Annotated in this window: 23 protein-coding genes; 12 read left to right on the top strand and 11 right to left on the bottom strand. The window is 70.7% G+C overall.

What is annotated here, in order from left to right; genetic code table 11:
• Positions 1–2: 2 nt before the first annotated feature.
• The 5 genes from ACIBK4_RS13195 to ACIBK4_RS13175 are packed head-to-tail and all read left to right on the top strand — an operon-like array spanning position 3 to position 6,235.
• Positions 3–959 carry an ABC transporter permease gene (locus ACIBK4_RS13195; protein WP_366430617.1) on the top strand — a complete coding sequence of 319 codons (957 nt, stop codon included), beginning with the start codon at positions 3–5 and terminating at the stop codon, positions 957–959.
• Positions 956–1,843: an ABC transporter permease gene (locus ACIBK4_RS13190; protein ID WP_398994734.1), complete on the top strand. Its 888-nt coding sequence runs from the start codon at positions 956–958 to the stop codon at positions 1,841–1,843. Before ACIBK4_RS13195 ends, ACIBK4_RS13190 begins: the two co-directional genes overlap by 4 nt.
• Complete coding sequence (locus ACIBK4_RS13185) at positions 1,843–3,573, top strand: dipeptide ABC transporter ATP-binding protein (RefSeq protein WP_398994733.1); 1,731 nt, start codon at positions 1,843–1,845, stop codon at positions 3,571–3,573. The genes ACIBK4_RS13190 and ACIBK4_RS13185 overlap by 1 nt, the downstream gene beginning before the upstream one ends.
• Positions 3,570–5,576: a CocE/NonD family hydrolase gene (locus tag ACIBK4_RS13180; RefSeq protein ID WP_398994732.1), complete on the top strand. Its 2,007-nt coding sequence runs from the start codon at positions 3,570–3,572 to the stop codon at positions 5,574–5,576. Before ACIBK4_RS13185 ends, ACIBK4_RS13180 begins: the two co-directional genes overlap by 4 nt.
• Entirely contained in the window at positions 5,573–6,235 is a 663-nt protein-coding gene (locus ACIBK4_RS13175) for a TetR/AcrR family transcriptional regulator (RefSeq protein ID WP_398994731.1), read from the top strand. Before ACIBK4_RS13180 ends, ACIBK4_RS13175 begins: the two co-directional genes overlap by 4 nt.
• Here ACIBK4_RS13175 and ACIBK4_RS13170 read toward each other — a convergent pair.
• From ACIBK4_RS13170 to ACIBK4_RS13160, 3 genes are all read right to left on the bottom strand, one after another.
• On the bottom strand, positions 6,198–7,109 hold the full coding sequence (locus ACIBK4_RS13170; RefSeq protein WP_398994730.1) for an SGNH/GDSL hydrolase family protein: 912 nt from the start codon (positions 7,107–7,109) through the stop codon (positions 6,198–6,200). The genes ACIBK4_RS13175 and ACIBK4_RS13170 overlap by 38 nt on opposite strands.
• 94 nt (positions 7,110–7,203) lie before the next feature.
• On the bottom strand, positions 7,204–8,868 hold the full coding sequence (locus ACIBK4_RS13165) for an ATP-binding protein (protein WP_398994729.1): 1,665 nt from the start codon (positions 8,866–8,868) through the stop codon (positions 7,204–7,206).
• A gap of 8 nt (positions 8,869–8,876) precedes the next feature.
• Entirely contained in the window at positions 8,877–9,551 is a 675-nt protein-coding gene (locus ACIBK4_RS13160; protein ID WP_398994728.1) for a response regulator transcription factor, read from the bottom strand.
• Positions 9,552–9,707: 156 nt separating this feature from the next.
• Here ACIBK4_RS13160 and ACIBK4_RS13155 point away from each other — a divergent pair, with 156 nt between their 5' ends.
• Positions 9,708–10,211 carry an STAS domain-containing protein gene (locus ACIBK4_RS13155; RefSeq protein ID WP_398994727.1) on the top strand — a complete coding sequence of 168 codons (504 nt, stop codon included), beginning with the start codon at positions 9,708–9,710 and terminating at the stop codon, positions 10,209–10,211.
• 3 nt (positions 10,212–10,214) lie between these two features.
• On the opposite strand, the gene ACIBK4_RS13150 is transcribed toward ACIBK4_RS13155, so the two are convergent.
• The 4 genes from ACIBK4_RS13150 to ACIBK4_RS13135 all read right to left on the bottom strand — a co-directional run bounded on the left by ACIBK4_RS13150 (position 10,215) and on the right by ACIBK4_RS13135 (position 14,967).
• Entirely contained in the window at positions 10,215–11,090 is an 876-nt protein-coding gene (locus ACIBK4_RS13150; RefSeq protein ID WP_398994726.1) for a geranyl diphosphate 2-C-methyltransferase, read from the bottom strand.
• A gap of 49 nt (positions 11,091–11,139) precedes the next feature.
• Positions 11,140–12,201 carry a family 2 encapsulin nanocompartment cargo protein terpene cyclase gene (locus ACIBK4_RS13145; RefSeq protein ID WP_398994725.1) on the bottom strand — a complete coding sequence of 354 codons (1,062 nt, stop codon included), beginning with the start codon at positions 12,199–12,201 and terminating at the stop codon, positions 11,140–11,142.
• A 16-nt stretch (positions 12,202–12,217) separates the two neighbouring features.
• Positions 12,218–13,660: a family 2B encapsulin nanocompartment shell protein gene (locus ACIBK4_RS13140; protein WP_398994724.1), complete on the bottom strand. Its 1,443-nt coding sequence runs from the start codon at positions 13,658–13,660 to the stop codon at positions 12,218–12,220.
• A 296-nt stretch (positions 13,661–13,956) separates the two neighbouring features.
• Positions 13,957–14,967, bottom strand: a complete 1,011-nt coding sequence (locus ACIBK4_RS13135) for a zinc-binding alcohol dehydrogenase family protein (protein ID WP_398995050.1) — start codon at positions 14,965–14,967, stop codon at positions 13,957–13,959.
• Positions 14,968–15,088: 121 nt separating this feature from the next.
• Here ACIBK4_RS13135 and ACIBK4_RS13130 point away from each other — a divergent pair, with 121 nt between their 5' ends.
• Positions 15,089–15,883 (top strand): VOC family protein, encoded by a 795-nt coding sequence (locus ACIBK4_RS13130; RefSeq protein ID WP_398994723.1) that lies wholly within the window; start codon positions 15,089–15,091, stop codon positions 15,881–15,883.
• A 12-nt stretch (positions 15,884–15,895) separates the two neighbouring features.
• On the opposite strand, the gene ACIBK4_RS13125 is transcribed toward ACIBK4_RS13130, so the two are convergent.
• On the bottom strand, positions 15,896–16,417 hold the full coding sequence (locus ACIBK4_RS13125) for a TetR/AcrR family transcriptional regulator (protein WP_398994722.1): 522 nt from the start codon (positions 16,415–16,417) through the stop codon (positions 15,896–15,898).
• 148 nt (positions 16,418–16,565) lie between these two features.
• Here ACIBK4_RS13125 and ACIBK4_RS13120 point away from each other — a divergent pair, with 148 nt between their 5' ends.
• Positions 16,566–17,036 (top strand): nuclear transport factor 2 family protein, encoded by a 471-nt coding sequence (locus tag ACIBK4_RS13120; RefSeq protein ID WP_398994721.1) that lies wholly within the window; start codon positions 16,566–16,568, stop codon positions 17,034–17,036.
• A 13-nt stretch (positions 17,037–17,049) separates the two neighbouring features.
• On the opposite strand, the gene ACIBK4_RS13115 is transcribed toward ACIBK4_RS13120, so the two are convergent.
• A complete protein-coding gene (locus ACIBK4_RS13115; protein WP_398994720.1) occupies positions 17,050–18,264 on the bottom strand; it encodes a low temperature requirement protein A in 1,215 nt (404 codons plus the stop codon).
• Positions 18,265–18,279: 15 nt separating this feature from the next.
• On the bottom strand, positions 18,280–19,212 hold the full coding sequence (locus tag ACIBK4_RS13110; RefSeq protein WP_398994719.1) for an SDR family NAD(P)-dependent oxidoreductase: 933 nt from the start codon (positions 19,210–19,212) through the stop codon (positions 18,280–18,282).
• A 118-nt stretch (positions 19,213–19,330) separates the two neighbouring features.
• Here ACIBK4_RS13110 and ACIBK4_RS13105 point away from each other — a divergent pair, with 118 nt between their 5' ends.
• From ACIBK4_RS13105 to ACIBK4_RS13090, 4 genes are all read left to right on the top strand, one after another.
• Positions 19,331–20,026 (top strand): ribonuclease H, encoded by a 696-nt coding sequence (locus tag ACIBK4_RS13105; RefSeq protein WP_398994718.1) that lies wholly within the window; start codon positions 19,331–19,333, stop codon positions 20,024–20,026.
• A 127-nt stretch (positions 20,027–20,153) separates the two neighbouring features.
• Complete coding sequence (locus ACIBK4_RS13100) at positions 20,154–21,365, top strand: FAD-dependent monooxygenase (protein WP_398994717.1); 1,212 nt, start codon at positions 20,154–20,156, stop codon at positions 21,363–21,365.
• Between the two features lie 118 nt (positions 21,366–21,483).
• A complete protein-coding gene (locus tag ACIBK4_RS13095; protein ID WP_398995049.1) occupies positions 21,484–22,977 on the top strand; it encodes an MFS transporter in 1,494 nt (497 codons plus the stop codon).
• Positions 22,974–23,564 (top strand): TetR family transcriptional regulator, encoded by a 591-nt coding sequence (locus ACIBK4_RS13090; protein ID WP_398994716.1) that lies wholly within the window; start codon positions 22,974–22,976, stop codon positions 23,562–23,564. Before ACIBK4_RS13095 ends, ACIBK4_RS13090 begins: the two co-directional genes overlap by 4 nt.
• Position 23,565: 1 nt before the next feature.
• On the opposite strand, the gene ACIBK4_RS13085 is transcribed toward ACIBK4_RS13090, so the two are convergent.
• Positions 23,566–24,504 (bottom strand): squalene/phytoene synthase family protein, encoded by a 939-nt coding sequence (locus ACIBK4_RS13085; protein ID WP_398994715.1) that lies wholly within the window; start codon positions 24,502–24,504, stop codon positions 23,566–23,568.
• Positions 24,505–24,545: the final 41 nt, after the last annotated feature.

Here is a 24,545-nt window from a genome sequence, read left to right as displayed (position 1 = left end):
CCATGCTCTCCTTCATAACCCGCCGTATCGCGGCGGCAGTTGGCACCCTGTTCCTCTCCTCCATCCTCGTCTTCCTCGCCGTCCAGGCGCTGCCAGGCGACGTCGCCACCCAGATCCTCGGCAAGGACGCGACCCCGGACGCCGTGGCGGCCCTGCGCACCAAGCTCAACCTCGACCAGCCCGCCTGGGAGCGGTACGGCCACTGGGTCTGGGGCGCCCTGCACGGCGACTTCGGCACCTCCCTCGTCTCCGGCAAGGCCGTCGGCGGCGAAGTGTCCATGTATCTCGGCAACTCCGCGCTGATCGCCGTCGTCACGGTCCTCTTCGCGGTCACCGGCTCGATCGTCCTCGGCATCCTCGCGGGCCTCTACCGCGACCGCTGGCCCGACCACGTCATCTCCACCGTCAGCCTCGTCGGCATGAGCGTCCCCGAGTTCGTCGTCGCGACCGTCCTGGTCCTGTGCTTCTCGGTCGCCCTCCCGTGGTTCCCCGCGGTCGTCCTCTACGGCCCCGACGCCACCGTCTCCCAACTCCTGCCCGCCGTATGGCTTCCCGCGCTCGCGCTCGCCGTGGTGATGGCCGCGTACATCGTCCGCATGGCCCGCACCTCGGTCATCGACGTGATGGCCACCGAGTACGTCACCACCGCCCGCCTCAAGGGCCTCTCCACCTGGCGCGTCGTCACCCGACACGCCCTGCCCAGCGCCCTGTTGCCCACGCTGCACGTCATCGCGCTCAATGTCGCGTGGCTGGTCGGCGGGGTCGCGGTGGTCGAGAACGTCTTCAACTACCCGGGCATCGGCAAGCTGATGCTCTCCTCGGTGCAGAACCGCGACCTGCCCACCATCCAGGCCATCGCCCTCATCAGCGCGGTCGTCTACGTCGTCTGCAACCTCGCGGCAGACCTGGCCACCATGGCCCTCAATCCCAGGCTCCGCACCCGAGGGAGGACCCGATGACCACGCTCGACACCGTCCCACCGACGACCGTACGAGGCGCCCGCACTGTCCGCGCCTGGCGCACCGTGACCAGCTCCCGCACCGCGCTCATCGGCCTCGTGATCGTCGCCGTCCACGTCGTGATCGCGCTGCTCGCCCCCCTCCTCACCTCCTACGACCCGATCGCCAACGACGCCAACCACGCACTGCTCGGCCCGAGTTGGAGCCACTGGGCCGGCACCGACCAGTACGGCCGCGACGTCCTCGCCCGCGTCCTCTACGGCGGCCGGTACGCCCTCGGCGTCTCGATCACCGCCACCCTCCTCACCGTCGCGCTCGGCACGGTCATCGGCTGCGCCGCCGCACTGCGCGGCGGCTGGTTCGACGACGTACTGGGCCGGGTGCTGGACGCGATCCTGTCCATCCCCGCCGTCCTGGCCCTGCTCGTCGTCGTGACCGCCCTCGGCACCGGTCCCGCGGTCATCGTCCTCGCCGTCGCGATCGTCTACGTCCCGCAGGTCGTCCGGGTCGTGCGCGGCGCCGCCCTCGCGGTGGTCCCCGCCGACTACGTGACCGCGGCCCGCGCCCGCGGCGAGAGTACCTGGTCGATCCTGCGCCGGGAGATCCTGCCGAACATCACGGACGTGGTGTGCGTGGAGTTCGCGATGCGGGCCTCCTGGGTCGTGCTGCTGATCTCCTCGCTGTCCTTCCTCGGCTTCGGCGCCGACCCGCCAACTCCCGACTGGGGCCTGATGGTTGCCGAGAACCGCACCGCCATCACCGTCGTCCCGATGGCCAGCCTGGCCCCCATCATCGCCCTGGCCACCCTCGTGGTCGGGCTCAACCTCGCGGCCGACGGCCTCTCCAAGGCGTGGGGCGTCGACCGGATCAGGGAGGGCTCCTGATGGCCTCGATCGTGTCCGTCAACTCCCTGTCCGTGGCCTACCGTTCGGGCGGCCAGGACGTCCCCGTCGTGCACGAGGTGTCCCTGGATGTCGCCGAGGGGCAGACCCACGCCCTCGTCGGTGAGTCCGGCAGCGGCAAGTCGACCATCGCCGCGACCCTCCTCGGCCATCTGCGGCACGGATCGCGGATCACCGGGGGCTCGGTCCAGGTGTCCGGCGCCGACGTCTTCGCCCTGCCCGCACGGGAGTTGAGGCGACTGCGCGGCGGAACGGTCGCCATGGTCGGCCAGAACGCCGGCCACGCCCTCACCCCCTCCATGCGCATCGGGCGCCAAATCGCGGAGGCGGGCGGTGACGTTCCCGTCGTCGACCTCCTCGAACAGGTCCGGCTGCCGCACCCGGCGGAGTTGGCCCGTCGCTACCCGCACGAACTCTCCGGCGGCCAGCAGCAGCGTGTCGCCATCGCCATGGCCATCGCGGCCCGCCCCAAGGTCCTGGTCCTGGACGAGCCGACGACCGGCCTGGACGTCGTCACCCAGCGCAGCGTCCTCGACCTGATCGCCGCCCTGAGCGACGAACTCGGCCTCGCGGCAGTGCTGGTGAGCCACGACCTCGGCGTCGTCGCGCACATGGCCGACGAGGTGACCGTCCTGCGGTCGGGGCGCGTGGTGGAATCGGCGCCCACGCGGCAGCTGTTCGCCCAGCCCCAAGACCCGTACACCAAGCGCCTGTTGGCGAGCGTGCCGCGCCTCGACGACACCGGGCTCGCGGTCGTCGGAGACGCGGGGGAGCGCGAGGTCAGGCCCCGGGCGGAAGTCCCCGCCGACGCCCCGGTCGCCGTCTCCGCGCAGGACATCACCATCGACTACGGCAGCACCCGTGCCGTGCACGGCGTCTCCTTCGACGTGCGGCGCGGCGAAGTCCTCGCCCTGGTGGGCGAGTCGGGCAGCGGCAAGTCCACCCTCGCGTGGAGCCTGGCCGGGCTGCGCACCCCGTCCGGCGGCACGATGAACCACGCGGACGGCGACCTCGCCCGCCCCGCACAGCAACGCCCACTGTCCCTGCGCCGCCGGGTGCAGCTCGTCTTCCAGAACGCCGACACCTCGCTCAACCCCCGGCGCTCCGTGGGCGACGCGGTCCGCCACCCTCTGCGCTTCTTCGGCACGGTGACCGATCGCACGGAGGCGACCGAGCGGGCCCGTCAGCTCATCGCGGACGTACGCCTCGACCCGGCTCTCGCCGACCGCCTGCCCGCGCAGCTCTCCGGCGGCCAGCGCCAACGGATAGGCATCGCAAGGGCGTTGGCGGGCGAACCGGACGTCCTCATCGCCGACGAGATCACCACCGCCCTGGATGTGTCGGTCCAGGCGGACGTCCTGCGGCTCCTCGACGACCTGCGGCGCGAACGCGACCTGGCGTGCCTGTTCATCAGCCACGACCTGGCCGTCGTACGGGGCATCGCGGACCGGGTTGTCGTCCTGCGCCACGGAGTCGTCGTCGAAGAGGGCCCGACGGAAGCCGTGTTCGCCGACCCCCAGCACCCCTACACCCGCCAACTCATGGCCGCCGCCCTCGAACCCGACCCCGACGCTCAGCCCTACGTCGACGACACCGCCGACTGGGCCGACGCGGCGGACGGGGACGACATCTGGACCGACCAGGGCGACGACGGCCACCGCGTCCGTCGCTGGCGTCCCCTCAACGCCCCCGTGGCGGAAGGAGCTTTGTGAAGTACCGCGAGCAGTTCGAGCGCCGGGTCGTCCGCGAGGACGTCTGGATCCCCACCCGGGACGGAAGGACCCGGCTGCACGCCCGCATCTGGCGGCCCGATGACGCCGAGTCGGATCCCGTGCCCGCGCTGCTCGAATACCTCCCGTACCGCAAGAGCGACTGGACAGCGCCCCGCGACGCCCAGCGCCACCCCTGGTACGCCGGACACGGCTACGCTTCCGTCCGCGTCGACATCCGGGGCCACGGCGACAGCGAGGGCCTGCCCGGCGACGAGTACGACGCGCAGGAACTCGCCGACGGCGTCGACGTCGTCAACTGGCTTGCCGCACAGCCCTGGTGCACCGGCAAGGTCGGCATGTTCGGCATCTCCTGGGGCGGCTTCAACTCCCTCCAGATCGCCGCGCTCGCCCCCGAACCGCTCAAGGCGATCGTCACCGTGTGCTCCACCGACGACCGCTACGACAACGACGTCCACTACACGGGCGGCGCCGTCCTCGGCATCGACATGCTCGCCTGGGCCGGCACCATGCTCGCCTTCGCGTCCCGTCCGCCGGACCCGGCGAGCGTCGGAGCGGACCGCTGGGTGCCGATGTGGCGCGAACGCCTCGACGCCCTCGAACCCTTCCTCCACACCTGGCTCGACCACCAACAGCGCGACGACTACTGGAAGCACGGCAGCGTCTGCGAGGACTACACCGCGATCGACGCGGCCGTCCTCGCGGTCGGCGGCTGGAACGACCCGTACCGGGACGCCGTGTTGCGGCTCGTCGAGCACCTGCCTGAGGACCGCGTCCGGGGGATCATCGGCCCGTGGTCGCACCAGTACCCCGACCGGGGACTGCCGCCAGGCCCGGCGATCGGCTTCCTCCAGGAGACCCTGCGCTGGTGGGACCAGCACCTCAAGGGCATCGACACGGGAGCGATGGAAGAGCCCCTGCTGCGGGCCTGGATCACCGACCCGGTCCCGCCGGCGACGTCGTACGACGTGCTGCCGGGCCGTTGGGTGGGCGACGCCAAGTGGCCGAGCCAGAAGGTCAGTTGGGACTCACGTCCCCTCGGGGTAAGCGCGGACCCGGTCCTCGTGCGCTCCCCGCAGCACACCGGACTCGACGCCGGACGCTTCTTCCCCTTCGGCAACGCGAGTGACCTGCCGCCGGACCAGCGCGAGGAGGACGGCCGTTCGGTCTGCTTCGACTCCGAGCCGCTCGCCGAGCGCGTCGAGATCCTCGGCCGCCCGCGCGTCAGGCTCCGCCTCGACAGCGCCACGCCGCGCGCCCACGTCATCGCCCGCCTGTGCGACGTGGCACCGGACGGCTCGTCCACGCTCGTCACCCGGGGCGTGCTCAACCTGCTCAGCAGGCACGGCCGTGACCGGGCCGTGGAGTGGACACCGGGGACGTACGAGGACGTCGAGTTCGAGCTGACCGGCATCGGCTACGCCGTCCCGCCGGGTCACCGCATCCGGCTCGCCCTCTCCGACACCTACTGGCCGTGGGTCTGGCCGCACGGCGAGCGCGGCGAGTTGAGGGTCGTCCCGGCCGAGAGTGCCGTACAACTGCCCGTGCGGGAAGCGGGAGTTGAGCCGGAGATCCGTTTCGAAGAGCCCGAACAGGCTCTACCGCTCGACGTGACGTACGACCGGCCAGCCGAGCCGACCCCCGAGCGGCTCGTCACGCACGACGTGGCCAAGGGGGAGTGGACGCTGGAGGTGGACCCGAACTACGGGGGATCGCGGACGTATCCGGACGGGCTGCGTTACGAGGAGAGCGCGCGGGAGACGTACCGCATCCGGAGTGACGACCCGCTGTCCGCGCAGGCCGTGTCGGGGTGGCGGATCCGGTTGCGCCGCGGGGACGGCTACGACGCTGAGATCATGGCGCGGACGGAGTTGCGCGCCACGGCCGCGGACTTCGTCATGGACAGTCGCGTCGAAGCACGGGCGAACGGAGAGACAGTGGCCAAGCGCGCATGGCACCGCACCACCCCGAGGACGTCGGGATGACGGCCGCCAAGCAGCCGGCGGCGAAGTCTCCGCGCCGTGCGGTCGCCGCCGCCGACCGCACGCGCCAGCCCACCGAGGTACGCCGTCGGCTCATCGTCGAGGCGGCCGTCCCGTTGATAGCGGAACGCGGTTACGCCTCGGTCGGCGTACGGGACGTGGCGGCGGCGGCCGGGGTCTCCGTCGGCACTGTCACGTACCACTTCGGCAGTGTGCAGGAGATCCTCTCCGAGGCGATGGTCCTCCATATCGAGCGCTACTACGCCGAGTTGAGCGAGGCGGCCGAGCAGGCGACGAGCGGGGCCGAGGCGCTGCGGCTGCTCGTCGACGCGCTGTTCACCGAGGACACCGACCGGCACTGGCGGATGTGGTTCGACTACTGGAACGCCGGCGAACAGGGCACCGACGAGGCCTTCAGCGGCGGTCAGGCCCATCGCTACGAGACCTGGCACCAGCAGATTCGCGCCCTGGCCCAACGGGGCGTCACCGACGGCGAGTTCGACGCCGATGACCTGGACGGCTTCACGGTCCGTTTCGCCGCCCTCGCCGACGGCCTCGCCCTCCAACGGCTGCGCCAGGCACCGCCGTTGAGCACCCAGGACGCCCGCCGTCACCTCAACCGCCTCATTGAGACGGAACTTGGGCGCCGATCACCCGAGTGATCTCCCGGGCGATCCGCAGAATGCCGGGGGAGGGGACCGGACACGGCCTGGGCGTCGAGGTCGTCGGCGCCAGGCAGAAGTGCAGATAGTCCGAGTCGAGGTGCAGGGCCGTGCGGCCGTTGCCCGGCTGGGTGCAGTAGTCGGGGTGGGCGCGTTCGTAGGCGCTGCAGGGGAGGTACTGGGTCCAGGTGTAGCGGGCGTCGGGAGGGCTCACGGTCTTCCCCGCGTCGGCGACGAGGTCGCCCACCGACCTGGCCTGAGACTTGTAGAGCGCGTTCACGTTCCGGACGCGCTCGGGGGTGATCGGGTCGGGGCCCTGCAACACCCAGACGATCGTGGGGCGTTGGGCTCCTCCGGCGCTCGCGATCTGCGCGGTGAGCTTCCGGATGTCGGCCGCGTACCGGTCGAAGTACGTCTCCCGGTCGGCGTCGTACGTGATCCCGTCCATGCAGGGCGTGTAGCCCCACGCGTTGCCCCAGAACTGCAGCACCACGAAGTCCGGGTGCAGCGCACGCACCAGCACGGCCGCCTTGTCGCCGTCCGGGACCAGCGAACCCTTCTTGGTGCCCTCCAGGTAGTCGCAGGGTGTGGTCCCCGAGTACGGGGCGCTCGTGTACGTCGCGTCCAACTGGCCGCGTAGTTCCCGTCCGAGCACCTTCTGGCTCTCCATGGCGAGGGAGTCCCCGAGGTACAGCACGCTGGGCGCCGACTTCACCACCGGGGCACGGCTCGGTGAGGCCGGCGCCTGTCGTTGTGTGGTGGCCGGCACGGACGGGGTGGGCGGGGCGACCTCGGGCCCGGATGCCGGGTCCGTGCACGCGCCGAGCAGCAGCACTGCGGCCACTGCCGCACCCACGATCCATGGCTTCCGCATACGCCAACTCCCGCCCCGGGCACCGGAAAACGGCCCCCAAGGCAAGCACAGCCGAGCGACAGGAGGAAGACGCCCGACCAACTACTGCGCCCGACTACTCGGGACTCTCCAAGAACTCCAGCAGATCGGTCAGCGGCAGCGGCTTGGCGAGATGGGCGTCGAAGCCGGCCGCCCGGGACAGTGAGCGGTCGGTGCCCTGGCTGAACCCGGAGACCGCGATCAGGCGCGGCCTGGTGCCGTGCGGGCGGGCACGTACCGTACGGGCCACCGTGTAGCCGTCGGTGTCGGGCAGGCCCAGGTCGCACAGGACCACGTCGAAGACGTCGGACTCGGTCGAGGTGAGCGCGTCGGCGCCGGTGTGGACGGCGGTGACGTGATGGCCCTGGCGCTCCAGGAGGGTGCGGTAGGTCGCGGCCAGGTCGGTGTTGTCCTCGACGATCAGGATGGCCAGTTGGCGCCGGGCACGTGGCGGTGCGGACGGCCGTAGCGGCTCCGGGGTCGTTGCGTCGGCCTGAGGGAGGAGCACGGTGAACTCCGCTCCCTTGCCGGGGCCTTCGCTGTGCGCGCTGATCCGGCCGCCGTGCAGTTCGACGACCGTGCGGGCGACCGCGAGCCCCAGACCGAGGCCCTCGGGTGTGTTGGGGCCGGCCGGGGCCGCCCGTGTGAACACGCCGAACAGGTCCTCGGCCTGGGCGGGTTGGAAACCTATGCCGTCGTCCCGCACGGTGAGCCGTGCCTGTCCCTCCTCCGTCGCGAGGTGGACCTCCGTGCGTCCGCCGGGCGGGGTGTACTTGAGGGCATTGGACAGCAGGTTCGTCAGCACCTGCGCCAGCCGCAGCCGGTCCCCGTCGACCACAACGGGTGTGTCCGGCAAGGTGAGTTGGAGGGTGCGCTCCTCGTGTCCGAACAGGCTCCGGATGTCGGCGCACGCGCTCTCGACCACGGACCGCACGTCGACCCGCTCGGGCACCAGTTCCAGGCGCCCGGTCAACGCCCGTGTCCCGTCCAGGAGATCGTTGCTCATCCGGACCAGCGTGCCCAACTGCCGTTCCAGGACGGGCAGTGCGGGATGGCCGCCGTCCGGCAGATCGAGTGCGAGCAACTCCACGGCGGCCGTCGCGGCGGCGAGCGGGTTGCGCAGCTCGTGTGACAGCGTGGCGATGAAACGGTCCTTGGCCCGCTGTTCCGCCCTCAACTGCCGCCCTGCCGCGTCCAGTTCGGCGTTGGCGCGGCTGAGCTGCTCGTTGACCTCGCGGATCTCCCGGGCCCGGACGAACAGGTCGATCTCCATGCCCTCCGCCCGCATCTGTGCCTCGGCCGCCGCGCGTTCCTGCTCGCGGCCGACCCGGCGCAGATGGACGAAGTCGGTGACGTCCTCGACCCGGTGGATGATGTGCGTGACGCGTCCCTCGTCGTCCAGGACGGGGGAGTTGACGGGGCTCCAGTAGCGCTCGGCGAAGGTGCCCGCCTCGCCGCCCGGGATGTCGTAGCGCTGCAGGGCCATCGTGTCCGTACGGCCCGTCGCCACCACCGACTCCAGCGAGCGGCGCAGATTGGCGACCCCGTCGGCCGAGGGGTCGTCCGGGTTGTCGGGGAAGACATCGAAGATCCGCTGCCCGACAATCGTGCGTTCCGTACGGGTGGCGGCGAGATACGCGCGGTTGACTTCGACGATCGTGAAGTCGGGGCTGAGCACCAGCAGCGGGGACAGCGCCGAGTCGAAGAGGAGCCGGAAGTCCGGGGTGGCGAGGGGCGGCATGGCGTCTCTCAGGGGTCGAGGCGGTAGCCGTAGCCGCGGACCGTGGTGATCCGGGGTGCGGGCGTGGGGAGTGCCGCGAGCTTGCCGCGCAGGCGGTAGACGTGCTCGATCACGGTCGCGGGCTGCTGCCAGGACGCGCCCCAGACGCGTTCCAGCACCTGTTCGGTGGAGAACACCCGGCCGGGCGCCTCGCCGAGCATCTCCAACAGGGCGTACTCCTTGGGCCGTAGCGTCAGGAAGACGCCGTCGGCGGACGCCTGGCGGGCCGCCGTGTCGATGCGCAGCGAGCCGATCTGGAGCACCGCAGGGACCTCCGGCGGTTGCGATCTGCGCAGTACGGCCCGGATACGGGCCACCAACTCCCGTTGCGAGAACGGCTTGACCAGGTAGTCGTCCGCGCCGATCTCCAGTCCCGCGACCCGGTCGGCCTCCGCGCCTCTCCCCGTGACCACGATGACCGGTAGGCGGCTGGTGGATCGCAGCGCCCGCAGGAGTTCCAGGCCGCTGCCGTCCGGCAGGCCCAGGTCGAGGACGGCAAGATCGACGCGGCTCTCGTAGAGGACGGCCTTGCCGGCGCGGGCGTCCATGGCCCAGGTGACGGTGAATCCCTCGCGTTCCAGATAAGAACGGCACATCAGTGCGAAATCGGGTTCGTCCTCGATCAGGGCGAGGTGCGGACGCATTCCGGATCACCTGGCCCAACTGCTGCCCGCTCGTTGTGTCGCTGATGAGCGGGCGTTGATGCCCCGACCATGTGGCGAAGGTAGAACAGTTGGTACCCACGGTTCAAGGGGGAGCCGCTCGGGGGGAGTTCCGGCGCGGGCTCGTGCGGTGCGGGGATGTCGAAGCCGCCGCACGGACCCGCGCCGGATCGCGCGCTCGCGCGCGAAGGCACGGAACGGGGACGGAACACCTTGTACGAGAACGCCCTGAAGCACGGAAAAGGCTCGGTGCACGAGAACGGCCTGGAGCCGGTGCCCACCCCGGCCTGGCCCGCACCCGGCGAACACGCCCTGCTGGGCGCACGGGACGGCCTGCTGGTCGTCGATCTGCACGGCGATGTCGATCTCGCGACCGCGACCCCGCTGCGCGAGTGGCTGGACTCGGTGGTGGCGCTCCGCGCGCCCGCCTACGTCGTCGATCTGCGGCGCACCACGTTCATCGACTCCACCGGGCTCAACCTGGTGCTGCGCTTCCGCCGCCGGGTGCGGGAGTACGAGGCGGGCTTCGCCGTGGTGTGCGCCCCGCGCACCGTGCGCCTGTTGCGGGCGCACGGCACGCTGGACGTCCTGGACCCGGTGCCCGGGCTCCCGGAAGCGGCGTCCAGGATCGCCGGGCGCTGAGCCTCAGACCCGGTCGGCCGCGATCAGCAGATACTGGAAACTGCCGTTGCGGTAGGCGTCCAGGAAGGTGTCCTCGATCCCCGTCACCAGGTGGTCGGCCCGCTTGCGCAGCGCCCAGTAGGGGATCGTGTCCTCGGTGAGGTCCTGAACGTGGACGGGCACCAGGCGGTTGCGGGCCATCGCCCGGAAGTACTCCGACCTGGGGTGGATGTCGCAGATGTAATGGGCGTTGATCAGGGACACCTCGCGCGACGCCCGGCCGTAGGTGTCGTTGTAGCAGCCGGTGATCACCACATACCGTCCGCCGCGGCGCAGCAGCCGGGCGTGCTCGGCGAACAGCAGGTCCAACTCCACATACATCGTGGACTCGTTGTTCCAGGACGCGGCGAACTCACCTGTCGGGAAGCCGGTGTCGAGCATGTTCCGGTGGTGGTAACGCACCTTGCCGTCGATGCCCCGCTTGCGCGCCTGCGCGTTGGCGAACTCGGCCTGCTTGGCGGAGATCGTGACCCCGTCGGCCCGGCAGCCGTACCGCAGATGGGCTACGACACTGCCGCCGCCGCGCCCGCAGCCCGCGTCGAACACCCGGTCGTCCGGGGTGAGTTGACCGAGATGGGAGGCGAGGAGTTCGGCCTGCGCGTGCTCCAGGCGGTGCAGTTCGGCGGTCAGCCGCTCACGGCGCCGCACGGGGTCGGGCTCGTCGAGCACGGACTCGTCGGCCCCGCCGATCCCGTAGTGGTGGTGGTACAGGTCGTCGATCTGTCCGAGGTCGAGGTTGACCGGGTTCTCTTCGGCGTTCCAGTAGTCCGCGACACGGTTCTGGTACGTGGACTGGGTCGGCACCGGGGCTGTGGTGGGGCCGGCGTCGGCAGTGGTCAACGGTGACTCCTAGCGTCGTACGTCTGACGAGATGTCAGAGGCCGCTCTGCTACCAGTAGTTGGGCAGGTGGTACCGGTGGCTGTTGGTGGCGTGCCACTCGTGGTTGCCGGCCACCCACGCGCCCAGACCCTGGGTGTAGCGCTCGACGAGGGGCGAGGCGGCGGACAGGACCGCGGACTCCTCCTCGAAGGCGTCCATGATCCGGTTGTGGATCTCGACCGACTTCAGATAGGCCGCCTTCAGGCCGCACCGGTCGTTGGCGGCGACGACCTGGGGGAGGTTGAGGTGGTCGGGTTCGGCCAGCTCCTTGGTGAAGGAGTAGAGGTCGTTGACGATCGTGGTGGCGTTGCAGGCCAGGGCAGTCACCCGCTGGATCTCGGGCCGGGCGTAGACCGGTTCGGGCAGTTCGTAGCCGTCGATCGCGTCCACGATCGACAGACAGGGACGGAAGTTGTTGAACTGCCGCATCACCAGGTACTCCCAGACACGCGGCTTGTACCGGGTCTCGGCCCAGGCGGCTTCGGCGAGATAGCCGAGGTGGAGCCGGGCGATGTCGTGCACGAACCGGTCCGTCTGGCTGGGGGTGGCGAGGAGGGCGTAGTCCTTGAGGGCGAAGTGGTACGAGCGCCGGGGGCCGTCCGCCTGGACGCCGTGCCGCCATTCCTCCTCGTACTCGGGGACGGAGTGGAACGGGTCGAGCGCCGACTGCCCGAAGATCAGCCGTCCGCCCAGGCCGCGGTGCGAGCCGCCCTTGTCCTCGTCCTCCTCGCAGTAGCAGTTGTCGACGATGTTCTCGGCGAGCAGCAACTTGCCTGCTGCGGTGAGCCGTTCGAGGTCGAGCGCCCCCGGGTGCTGGAGCACCACGGCCCGGCCGAACCGGAACCCGGCGAAGTCGCCGTCCCACGCGGCGGGGAACAGATCGAGCTCGCGGGCCCAGGCCTCCAGTCTGCGGTCGATCTCCGCGGCCTTCTCGGGGTCGGCGGGGGCCACGGGCTGGTACTTCAGGCCGGGGATCGCGCCGGTGCGCCGGGCGCGTACGGCGCCGGCCAGGTTCGGCGGACCGGGCAGCGAAAGCGAGGTGGTCATGGGGTGCGGAAGGGAGGTGGTCATGGGGTGCTCCGCGCCGTCATTCGGCGGTCCGGCCGATCTGGACGTTTTCGAGGATCCCCGCCGCGTCGGGGACCAGGATGGCCATCGAGTAGTACGCGGTGACGAGGTAGCGGATGATCGCGGCCGAGTCGATGCCCATGAAGCGCACGTTCAGACCGGGCTGGAACTCCTCGGGGATGCCCGTCTGGAACAGTCCGACGACACCCTGGTCGGCCTCCCCGGTGCGCAGCGCGATGATGCTGCTGGTGTGCTGGGGGGTGATCGGGATCTTGCCGCACGGGAAGAACGGGACACCGCGCCAGGCGGGGATCTCGTGCCCCTCGACATTCACCGTGCCGGGCACCAGACCACGCCGGTTGCACTGCCGGAAGAAGGCCGCGATCGCCTTCGGATGGGCCAGGAAGAGCCGCGTCTTGCGTCGCATCGCGAGCAGTTCGTCGAGGTCGTCCGGGGTCGGTGGACCGGTGAACGTGCTGATGCGCTGGGTGTAGTCGACGCTGTGCAGCAGCCCGAACTCCCGGTTGTTGACCAGCTCCCACTCCTGCCGCTCACGGATCTCCTCGATGGTGAGCCGGAGTTGCTGCCGCGTCTGGTCCATCGGGTCGTTGTAGAGGTCGGCGACCCTGGTGTGCACCCGCAGTACGGTCTGGGTGAGCGACAACTCGTACTCGCGCGGGGCGAGTTCGTAGTCCACGAAGCCGCCGGGCAGCGTCGGCTCGCCCACATGACCGGCCTGGATCGGGACGTCGGCCTCGCCCTTGCGGTTCATCGGCAGCCGCTGCCGCTCGGCGTACGCCTCCAGATGCGCGGCCAACGACGGTACGCGGCCGGTGAATTCGGCTACGACGTCCCAGGGCAGGACGAGCAGGACGCCCGCGGTCTCGGCGCGCACGGAACTCAGCCACAGGGGGTCGGACTGCCCTATCGCCTCGTCGCCCATCTGATCGCCGTCGGTGACGACACCGAGGATCTCCTCCTCGTCGTACTTGCCGGCGGTGAAGCGGGTGAAGCGGCCGTGCGCGACCAAGTAGGCCTCGGTGACGGGCTGTCCGGCCTCGAAGAGGATCTGGCCGGCCCGCACCTCCCGGACCCGGAAGCGGCCCGCGATCTCCCGCAGGACCTCCGTGTCGGGGTACCCGCGCAGCACCGGCAGTTCGGTGAGCGTCTCGGGGATGACCTTGATGTCGTCGGCGCCGTTCTGCTCGAACTGCACCCGGCCGCGGCCGACACTGAGCTGGAGCCGCCGGTTGACCCGGTAGGCACCGCCCCGTACGTCCACCCAGGGCAGCATCTTCAGCAGCCACCGTGAGGTGATGGCCTGCATCTGTGGTTCGGACTTGGTGGTCGTGGCGAGCTGACGTGCCGCCAGGGTGCTGAGACTGGTGAGTTGGCCGTTGCCGGGTGTCGCGGGGTCGGGTTCGTCGGTGGCGGATCCGTGGGCGCTTTCCGGAGTGGACACATTCCCTCCCGGGAGGTGAACAGGGGTGAGCGCGTCGTCGGTGTACAAGCCAAACAGTCCTGCCCAGGGCCGGTAACCGCGCGCGGGGGGCGGTTTCACGTCCGGGAGTGTGTAAACCGTCGATCGAGGCGGGGGAGAGGAAGAGATCCTTCCCACGCCCCGGCGCACGGGGCGCGCGAACACCGTGCCTGCGCGAAGTTCCGTGCGCTGCCTGCGCGTTGAGGTATCTGTTCGCGTGAAATCCCGTACACGGCCTATCTGTTGAGGTCGCTCACCCGCGAAACCCCGCCCACCGCCTACCCGTTGAGATCGTTCACCAGCACCGCCGCCCCGTCGAAGCGGCCCGCCTTCAGATCCGTCAGCGCGTCCGCGGCCCGTGAGAGCGGATACGTGTGGGTGGTCGCCCGCACGCCGTACAGGGCGGCCAGGTCGAGGAACTCCCGCGCATCCTCACGGGTGTTGGAGGTGACGCTGCGCAACTCCTTCTCGTAGAACAGCTCGTGCTCGTAGTCCAGGGGCGGTGTGTCGCTCAGGTGGATGCCCGCGACCGCGAGGACCCCGCCCCGGTCGAGCGCCCGTAGCGCCACCGGCACGAGATCGCCGACCGGCGCGAACAGGATCGCGCTGTCCAACGGCTCCGGCGGCGCCTCGTACGCGTCACGCGCCGAGGCCGCCCCCAACTCCAGCGCGAGCCGCCGCGCCGCCTCGCCCCGGGTCAGGGCATACACGGTGGCCCCCTCGGCGAGCGCCACCTGGGCGCACAGATGGGCGCTGCCCCCGAAGCCGTAGAGACCGAGCCGCCCGCCTGGCGGAAGCGACGCCCGGCGCAGCGCGCGGTAGCCGATGATGCCGGCGCACAGCAGCGGGGCCAGGGCCACGTCGTCGAGGCCGGCCGGGAGGCGGTGGGCGAACGCGGCCGGCACGGTCGTGTACTCCGCGTAGCCGCCGTCGGCGTCCCAGCCGGTGTACTCGGAGTTCGGGCACAGGTTCTCGGCCCCGCGCAGGCAGTACGCGCACGTGCCGTCCGTATGCCGCAGCCATGCGACGCCCACCCGGTCACCGAGCGCGAAGCCACTCACCCCGGCCCCGAAGCCCGCCACCACCCCGACGACCTCGTGCCCCGGAGTCACCCCGGGGCGGTGCACCGGCAGATCGCCCTCGGTGACATGCAGATCGGTCCGGCACACACCGCACGCGCGCACGTGGACGAGCAGTTCGTCATCCCCAGGTACCGGCACCGGCTTCTCCACCAACCGGAGAACGCCCTCCTCGACGGGCCCCGGCTCGGTCACGGCCCACGCGTGCATCGTCCTCGCATCCGCCATGCGTCCAGTGTGGAACGGAACGCGACGTTCGGCGCGCGCCTCGGTCCCCGGGTGACTAGCGTGAGAATTCGGACAAGCCGACCTATCGGAGAGGGCCGCGATCATGGCCGTACAACCTGAGGGAACGCCCTGTTGGGCCGACGCGATGTTCAGCGACGTGCAGGGGGCCAAGCGCTTCTACGGCGAGGTCCTCGGCTGGACCTTCGGCGACGCGTCGTCGGAGTACGGCAACTACACGCAGGCCTTCGTCGACGACAAGGCCGTCGCGGCCGTCGTACCGCCGATGCCCGGGGCGGAGGGGCAGTCGCAGTGGTGCCTGTACCTCGCGTCACCGGACGCGGCGGCCACCGCGACGAAGATCCGCGAGAACGGCGGGCAGGTGCTGATGGAGCCGATGAAGGTCGGCGACTTCGGCACGATGTGCCTGGCCAGCGAGCCCAGCGGCGCCGTCTTCGGTATCTGGCAGGGCGGTGTCCACGAGGGCTTCGAGGCCGTGGGCGTGCCCGGTGCCTACGCCTGGGCCGAGGTCTTCACGCGCGAGCCGGCGAAGGCGGACGCGTTCTTCGCGGCGGTCTTCCCGTACGCGCAGAAGCAGATGGACGGCGGTGACATGGACTACCGGATGTACAACGTCGGCGACGAGACGGTGCTGGGCCGGATGAAGATGGGCGACGAGTTCCCGCCCGAGGTGCCGTCGTACGTCAACGTGTACTTCACCGTCCCCGACTGCGACGAGGCCGTCGCCAAGGCCACCGAGCTCGGCGGCATCGTGCGCTTCGGTCCCATGGACAGCCCCTTCGGGCGGTTCGCGGCGCTGAGCGATCCGCAGGGCGCCTCGTTCACGGTGATCGACGTGACGACGACCAAGGGCGAGATGCCCACGAGCACGGACGTCTAGCGAGGCCCTGCGTCAGCTCCCGTCGGCGGCCCACCAGGCGGGAGCGCAGGCCACGGCCGCGTCGACCAGGTCCTCCTTCGTGACGGACGGGTCGTCGAGCCATGCCCTGATGGCTCCGGCGAAGCCCCGCGCCATGAACTGCGCGATCACGTGACGGTTGGCCTCGGGGAGCCCCGAGTGGTGGCCGTCGGCCATGAGGGCCAGCGTGTAGTCGCTGAAGTGGCGCACGAGCGCCTCGTACACACCGCTGTCCGCCGGGTCGTCGAGAGCGTGCCGGTATATCGGCAGGTACCGCTCGACGTGGTCGGCCACCTCCGCCGTGGCCAGGCGCAGCAACTTGGGGGCCGGGTCGCCCTGCGCGCGCCGCTCGGCCTCCAGCAGGTGGCCGCGGTCCAGGTCGGCGCGGAGCACCTGGATGAGGAGGTCCAGCGGGGAGCTGTAGCGGTTGTAGAACGTGGCGCGGGTGACCCCGGCGCGGTCGGCCAGCTCACCGATCGTGATCTGCGAGACGGGCCGCAGGCCGGCCAGCTCCACGATGGCCTCCTCGAAGGCCCTCGTCGTACGGGTGATGCGCGGATCGATCCGGTCGCTCAGTGCTCTGCCCTCCTGGGACTCCCGTTGAACTCTGCCATGAGGAGTGATTTTATACACATGTCAAATAGTGTGGCGAAAGGAAACGGCCATGGCCTCGCACACCGAGATCTCACCCCGGGAGGCCGCCGACCGGCTGGCCATCCGTGAACTGATCGACGCCTACGCGCACTGCGCGGACCGGCGGGACGCCAAAGGGCAGATGAGCCTGTTCACCGAGGACACCCGGTTCCTGGTGTTCATGGATGCCACGGCGGCCGAGCCGACGCAGACCCTGCACGGGCGCGAGTCCCTCGCCCCGGTCTTCGACAACCTCAACACCTACCGGGCGACCACCCACTTCAACGGCCAGAGCACCGTCACCCTGGACGGCGACGACCGGGCGACGGGAGAGAGCTACTGCATCGCCCATCACATCGGCGTCGACGACTCCGGGCAGCGCACGCTGATGATCGCCTCCATCCGCTACCTCGACGAGTTCACCAAGCTGGACGGCGACTGGTACTTCGCCGAACGCCGGCTGATGGTCGACTGGACCGAGACGCGGCCCTCGAACCCCTGACCCCGGTGCGCGGTCAAGTGGCCGGTTCTTCCTCGTAGTTGGCCACGCGATTGGCCACGGCGACTCCCCACGGGACGCCGAAGAGCAGGACGAGCGCCAGGCCGAGGACGAGGGGAGCCGGGCGCAGGGCGCCGACGCCCAGGCACAGGACGGCCATGGCGACACAGGTGCGGGCCAGGGGCCGGTAGAGCCCGAGGTTCTCGTTCCAGTGGCGCAGGGAGGCCGCGAGCACCATCGTCGAGCAGAGCACGACGGCCGCGCCCCCGCAGAGCACCCAGGCCGTGGCGGCGGGCGTACGGCTGTCGTGGGCGTGCTCGACGAGGCCGACCATCGCCGCCCCCATGGCGGCCACCGCGGCCGTGATCGGCAGGTGGACCACCATCCACAGCAGGGCACTCGCACGCGTGGGCCTCGGCAGCCGGTGTCCGGCGAAGTCGAAGTAGGTCCACCACGCGCCGAATCCGACCACGACGGCCACCAGTCCTACGGCGAGGGTGAGCGCGTTGGTCGGCTCGTGGGCCAGTCCGTCGACGACCCCGGTCACGTTCTCGCCGAGCACGATGATGATGAACAGCCCGAACCGTTCGGTGAGCGCGTCGGTCACGCTGAGCGCGACCACCTGTTCCGGGATGGCCCTCCCGATCACGAATACGAACCCGGCCAGATAGACGACGGCCAGCGCACCCCACGTCAGCACGCGGGCGTCCGCGGGCAGGGCCGCGCTCGCCGCCAGCACGACCGCGCAGGCCGCTGTCCCCGTCACGTACAGCATGCTGGAGCGCCGGAACTCGGGGGTGTCACCGCGCGAGGCGAGCAGCCAGAGCAGGGCCAGGACCGCGAACAGCACCCCCGCGTCGACGGCGAACGCGGCTCCGCGCTCGTCGCCCGCCTCGGGGATGAACGCGCCCAGCGGGACGAGCACGAGGATCTGCAGCAGGAACATGCTCCGGCCGCGGGCGTCCTCGTGCCCGTGCAGTTCGTGGTGCAGGCTGCCGTTGAGCCACGCGATCCACACCAGCGCGAACACCGCCGCGAACAGGCCCAGTCCGCGCCAGTCGAGCTCTCCGGACAGATGATGGGCGGCCTGCGCGACCAGCACGACCACGACCAGGTCGTAGAAGAGTTCCAGCGGTCCGACCACCCGCTCGCGCGGCTGCTCGCCATGGGGGCGCGGGGGTCGCCACAAGTGGTGGCGCACCCGGGCCCATTGCTCTTGTCGCGAGGTCATGCGCGCAGCGTAGGGCTAGCGGACGAGATCTTCGGATACGGCCCACAGGCGGGCCGCGTTCTCCCGGTCCAGGGCGTACGGCGCGACGCCGGCGACGGCACCGGCCCGCTCGGTGACCGGCTCGGAACGGGCGCAGTCCTCGAAGTAGGCGCCGGTGACGCCCTGCACGGTCGGTGAGGCGGCGAGCAGGACCGATGTGGCGGCGCCCTGTTCCACCGACTTCTGCGGCGGGAGCGCGAGTTCGCCCGAGGCGATGAAGGCGGCGACCTGGTCCATGTCCATGTGGCGGGCCAGGGAGGTGTCCGCGATGTTGCCCGGCATCAGCGCGTTCGCGGTGATGCCGTCGCCGGCCCAGCGCTCGGCGGCACCGACGGCGAACAGGGCATTGGCCGTCTTGGACTGCCCGTACGAGGTCCAGGGGTCGTAGGGGCGGAAACGGTAGTCCAGGTCGTCGAAGACGACGGGGGAGAAGAGGTGGCCGATGGAGCTCACCGACACGACCCGCGCGCCGTCCGCCGCCGCGAGGGCCGCGTGGAGGCCGGTGGTGAGGGCGAAGTGGCCCAGGTGGTTGACGCCGAACTGCCATTCGCGGCCCTCGGGCGTGCGGGTCAGTTCGGGCGTGGCCATCACGCCGGCGTTGTTGACCAGGATGTGCAGCGGGCCCTGCCAGGCCGCCACGAGCGCGGCGATCGTCGACCGGTCGGCCAGGTCGAGCCGCCTCACCGTCAACTGCCCCGATCCGGACGGCAGTTCCTTCGCCAGGCGCTCCGCGACCTGGGCGCCCGCGTTGGTGTTCCGCACGGCCAGGGTGACATCGGCACCCGCCGCGGCGAGCGCGCGGGCCGTCTCCACCCCGATCCCGGAACTGGCCCCGGTCACCACGGCCCGGCGGCCGTGCAGGTCGACGCCGTCGATCACTTCGGCGGCGGTTGTGTCCGCACTGAACATCTGGAACCCCAAAAGGTGGACTAATTGACACCTGTATATTAGCAGTGGCTGTGAAAGCCGCCTCTCGAACCGGTCCCGCTCGCCGAGGTCGACGCCTCGCCCCTCGTGCGGCCATGGCATGATCGGGCGCATGCTTGAACGTGTGGTGGCCGCGTGCGACGGGGCTTCGAAAGGGAATCCCGGGCCGGCCGCCTGGGCGTGGGTCGTCTCGGACGACAAGGAGAGCCCGGCCCGCTGGGAGGCGGGACCGCTCGGCAAGGCCACCAACAACGTCGCCGAACTCACCGCGCTGGAGCGCCTGTTGACGGCGACCGCACCGGACGTACCGCTGGAGATCCGCATGGACTCGCAGTACGCCATGAAGGCGGTCACCACCTGGCTGCCCGGCTGGAAGCGCAACGGCTGGAAGACCTCCGGCGGAAAGCCCGTCGCCAACCAGGAGTTGGTCGTCCGCATCGACGAACTCCTCGACGGCCGCTCGGTCGAGTTCCGCTACGTCCCCGCCCACCAGGTCGACGGCGACCCGCTGAACGACTTCGCCGACCGCGCGGCCAGCCAGGCGGCCATCGTCCAGGAGCCCGCGGGCAGCGACCTCGGCTCCCCGGAACCGCCCCCCTCGCCCGACACCCCGAAGAAGCCCGCCCGCGCGGGCGGCGCCAAGTCGCCCCGGAAGAGCGCTAGTTCGGCCTCCCGCACCATCAAGGCCAAGTTCCCCGGCCGCTGCCTGTGCGGCCGCGCCTACGCGGCCGGCGAGCCCATCAGCAAGAACCCCAAGGGCTGGGGCCACCCGGAGTGCGCCACGGCCGAGGCGTAAGCCCTTCACCTGCTCGACGCGTCCCATCGGTCTCCGGATCCCGAGACCGATGGGACTTTCTTGTGCCGTCAGCCTGCTACTCTGCGGTTCCAATTGACCACTTTGAGTAATCTCCAGGGGTGTGCGCGTGAAGGTCGCCTGTGTCGGAGGCGGGCCCGCCGGTCTGTATCTCTCCATCCTGCTGAAGCGTCAGGACCCGTCCCACGACATCACCGTCTACGAGCGCAACCCCGAGGGCTCGACCTACGGCTGGGGTGTCACCTACTGGCGCGGACTGCTCGACCAACTCCGGGAGTACGACCCGGAGTCCGCGCAGGCCGTCGACGAGCACTCGGTGCGCTGGAGCGACGGCGTCGCCCGCATCCGGGACCTGACGACCACCCAACCCGGCGACGAGGGCCACGGCATCGGCCGCCACCGACTCCTCAAGATTCTCGCCGAACGGGCCCGATCGCTGGGCGTACGGCTGGAGTTTGAGTCCGAGGTGACGGCTGACGACCTCCCCGACGCGGATCTGATCGTGGCCGCCGACGGCGTCAACAGCGCGCTGCGCACCCGGCACGCCGACCACTTCGGCGCCGAACTCAAGCCCGGCCGCAACCAGTACATCTGGCTCGGCACCAGCAAGGTCTTCGGCTCCTTCACCTTCGCCTTCGTGGAGACCGACCACGGCTGGATCTGGTGCTACGGCTACGCGTTCGGCCCTGAGGGCAGCACCTGTGTCATCGAGTGCGCCCCCGAGACCTGGGCGGGTCTGGGGCTCGACTCCGCGCCCGAGGCCGATGGACTCGCCCTGCTGGAGAAGCTCTTCGCCGACCTCCTCGACGGCCACTCCCTGATCGGCCGCGCCTCGGCCGACGGCAGCGCCCAGTGGCTGAACTTCCGCACGCTGACCAACCGCACCTGGCACCGCGACAACCTCGTCCTGCTCGGCGACGCCGCCCACACCACCCACTACTCCATCGGCGCCGGCACCACCCTCGCCCTGGAGGACGCCATCGCGCTCGCCGACGCCCTGCGCGACCACACCGAACTGCCGCAGGCCCTCGCCGCGTACGAACAGCGCCGTAGGTCAGCCCTGTTGTCCATCCAGAGCGCGGCCCGCTACAGCGCCCAGTGGTACGAGAACCTCCAGCGCTACATCCACCTGCCCCCGCACCGCATGTTCGCCCTGCTCGGCCAGCGTCACTCGCCGCTGCTGCCGTACGTCCCGCCGCAGGTGTACTACGGCATCGACAAGGCGGCCGGGCGGCTGGAGGCGCTGCGCCGGTTCAAGCGGTGGCTCGGGCCCAAGGTCGCGCGGACCGTGCACGCGCGGGCGCTCGCCTCCCGCAAGTAGGGCACCCGCCGGGAGCGGTCCAGCTTCTGCGAGCGGCCTGGGAAGGTTGGGTGAATGACTATTCACCAGTTAGGGTGAATAGTCATTCACCTTCTTTTTCATGCCAGCTGGAGTGCCCATGGGCCAGCCCGTCCCGATACCCGAGCCGTCCGGCAGCCTCGCCGGGCGGACCCCCTTGCGGGACCGGCTCACCGTTCCGGTGCTGGCGTTCGGCGGCATCCTCATGGCCGTCATGCAGACCGTGGTCGTCCCGCTGCTGCCGTCCCTGCCCCGGCTGACGCACTCCTCCGCGGGCGCCGTCTCCTGGATGGTCACCGCGACCCTGCTCTCCGGCGCCGTCCTCACCCCCGTGCTCGGCCGGGCCGGCGACATGTACGGCAAGCGGCGGGTGCTGACCGGCGCCCTGAGCCTGATGACCGTCGGCTCGGTCATGTGCGCCCTGTCCTCCGACATCCGCGTCCTGATCTTCGCCCGCGCCCTGCAAGGCGCCGCGGCCGCCGTCGTCCCCCTGTCGATCAGCATCCTGCGCGACGAACTGCCCCCTGAACGCCGGGGCAGCGCGGTCGCGTTGATGAGTTCCACCGTCGGTATCGGCGCCGCGCTCGGACTGCCGCTCGCGGCGCTGATCGTGCAGTACGCCAACTGGCACGTCATGTTCTGGGCGACCAGCGCGCTCGGCGCGATCGGTGTGTGGGGGATCTGGTGGGCGGTGCGCGAGTCGCCCGTCCGGTCGCCGGGCCGCTTCGACGTGCTCGGCGCGCTGGGGCTGGCCGCAGGACTGGTGTGTCTGCTGCTCGGGGTGTCGCAGGGCGTGCAGTGGGGGTGGGGCAGCCCGCGGATCCTGGCGCTGTTCCTCGGCGCGGTCGTCGTGTTCGGGCTGTGGTGGTGGCAGCAACTCCGGGTGGAACAGCCGCTGGTGGACCTGCGGTTGGTGTCCAAGCCCAGGGTGGGCCTGTCCCATGTGGCGGCCCTGCTGACCGGCTTCGCGTTCTACGCCAACTCCCTCGTCACCGCCCAGCTGGTGCAGGCGCCCAAGGCCACCGGGTACGGGCTCGGGCTGTCCATCGTCCAGACCGGGCTGTGCCTGCTGCCCGGCGGCATCACCATGTTGCTGCTCTCACCCGTTTCCGCCCGGATCTCGGCGGCCCGCGGCCCGCGCATCACGCTCGCGCTCGGCGCCGCGATCATCGCGCTCGGCTATGTGGTGCGCATCGCCGACAGCCGTGACCTGTGGACGATCATCCTCGGCGCGACCGTCGTGGCCACCGGCACCACCTTCGCCTACTCGGCGCTGCCCACCCTCATCCTGCGCGCCGTCCCGGCCGGCCAGACCGCGTCCGCGAACGGTGTCAACGTCCTGATGCGCACCATCGGCCAGGCCGTCTCCAGCGCCGTGGTGGCCGCCGTGCTCGTGCACCACACCAGCCTGGTCGGCGGGCTCCCGCTGCCCACGCTGCACGGATACCTGATGGCGTTCGGCATCGCGGGCGTGATCGCCCTGGTCGCGAGCGCGGCGGCACTGACCATCCCGGGCGATCCCGCTCCCGAGGACACGCGGCCGGCGCGTGAGCGTGCCGAGGGTACGCGGGACGAGGCGCTGGAGGGAGCATGAGTGCCGTGAGCACCACTCCACCCACCGCGTCCCCGCCCGTACGCCGGGACGCCGAGGCGACCAAGGCGGCCATCCTCAGGGCCGCCCGCTACCTCCTCGCACGCAATGCGCACGCCGACATCACCCTCAAGGCCGTCGCCGAACGGGCCGGTGTCAGCGCGCCGTTGATCCTCAAGTACTTCGGCAACAAGGACGCCCTCTTCGCCCGCGTCATGTCCTTCGAGACCGACGCGGGCGACCTGCTGGACGCCCCGCTCGACGACCTCGGCCGCCACATGGTCCGGCACGTCCTGGTCAGCCAGCGCGAGCGGGGCGCCGACCCGCTGCTGCGGATCGCGTTCGCACCCCTCCAGGGCGACCACGGCGACATCCTGCGCGTCAACTTCCGCGCCCAGGTGGTCGATCGCCTCGCCGGGCGCCTCTCTGGCCCCGACACCGCCCTGCGCGCCGAACTCGCCGTCGCGACGATCCTCGGCCTCGGCGTCATGTACGGCATCGCCCGCGGCACCCGGCTGCGCGAGACCGCGATCGACACCATCGTGGACGGCTACGGACCCACCGTGCAGGCCCACTTGACGCCCCGCTGAGCTACCGCGCCCGGCGTCGCTCCGCCCGTGCGCGACGGTACTGCCGGAGCAGAACCCGCACGGAGGCGAGAGCAGCCGGGCTCGCCCCGCGCCGCAGGAGCCTTCCGCCCTCGTGGCGCACCGCGTGGAGCCGCAGTTCCTGGACGGCGATCAGGGCGTCGAGAAACGGCCGGTACTCGGGCGCGACGAGCGCGGGCAGCAGCCGCCCCTCCGTGAGCGTGGCCTCGGCGAGATCGGCCTGCGCCAGCACCAGCCGCTCCAACGCGGGTTCGCACGCCGCGGACTTGCTCCGCAGATCCTCGAACTTCAGCCCGTACCGGACCAGTTCGTCCTCCGGGATGCCGATACGGCCGTCCTCGGCGTCCTCCGCGAGATCGGCCAGGAAGTCGGCGCGCTGCAAGCCCTCGATCAGGGCCCGGCACCCCCGGACGTAAGGATCGTCGGGTCCGGCGTCGGGGTCGGGCGCGAGCAGCGACGCGGTGAGCATCAGCGCGGGCAGCGCGTAACTGTCCACGTACGCCTGGAAGTCGGCCTCTGTCGCGAAGCCCGTCCAACTCGCCTCGACCGTGGCGCCGTCGAGGAAGGCCCGCACCCGGGCGGTCAGGTACGGGTGACGGCGCGTGGTGTCCTGCAGCGCCAACAGGGTGTCGTTGGAGGGCAGTTCGCTGCCCTCAAGGGCTGCCGTGGTCTCGGCGTCCCAGGAGGCGAGGGTCGCCGTACGGACGTCCACGTCACCGGTGTCGATCAGCTCGTCGGTCGCGTGCATGTAGGCCACCGCGGCGACGGCCGACGGATGCAGCTCCGCCGGCAACAGCAGCCGTACCGCGGTGTATTCGTGCGGCGCGAACCTGCGGACGAGCCGGCGTTGGGCGTCGTAGGCGCGCCGCAGTCGCGGGTCGGTGATGCCCGCCTTCGCCAGTCCGGTCGACCAACCGCTCACAACTCTCCCCGTTCCGAAGATCCGGAGACAGCCTAGTCAGT

Origin of the sequence: Streptomyces sp. NPDC050528, from assembly GCF_044457795.1 — a bacterium.
GTDB lineage: Bacteria > Actinomycetota > Actinomycetes > Streptomycetales > Streptomycetaceae > Streptomyces.
This window is presented reverse-complemented; position numbering and strand designations above follow the sequence as displayed.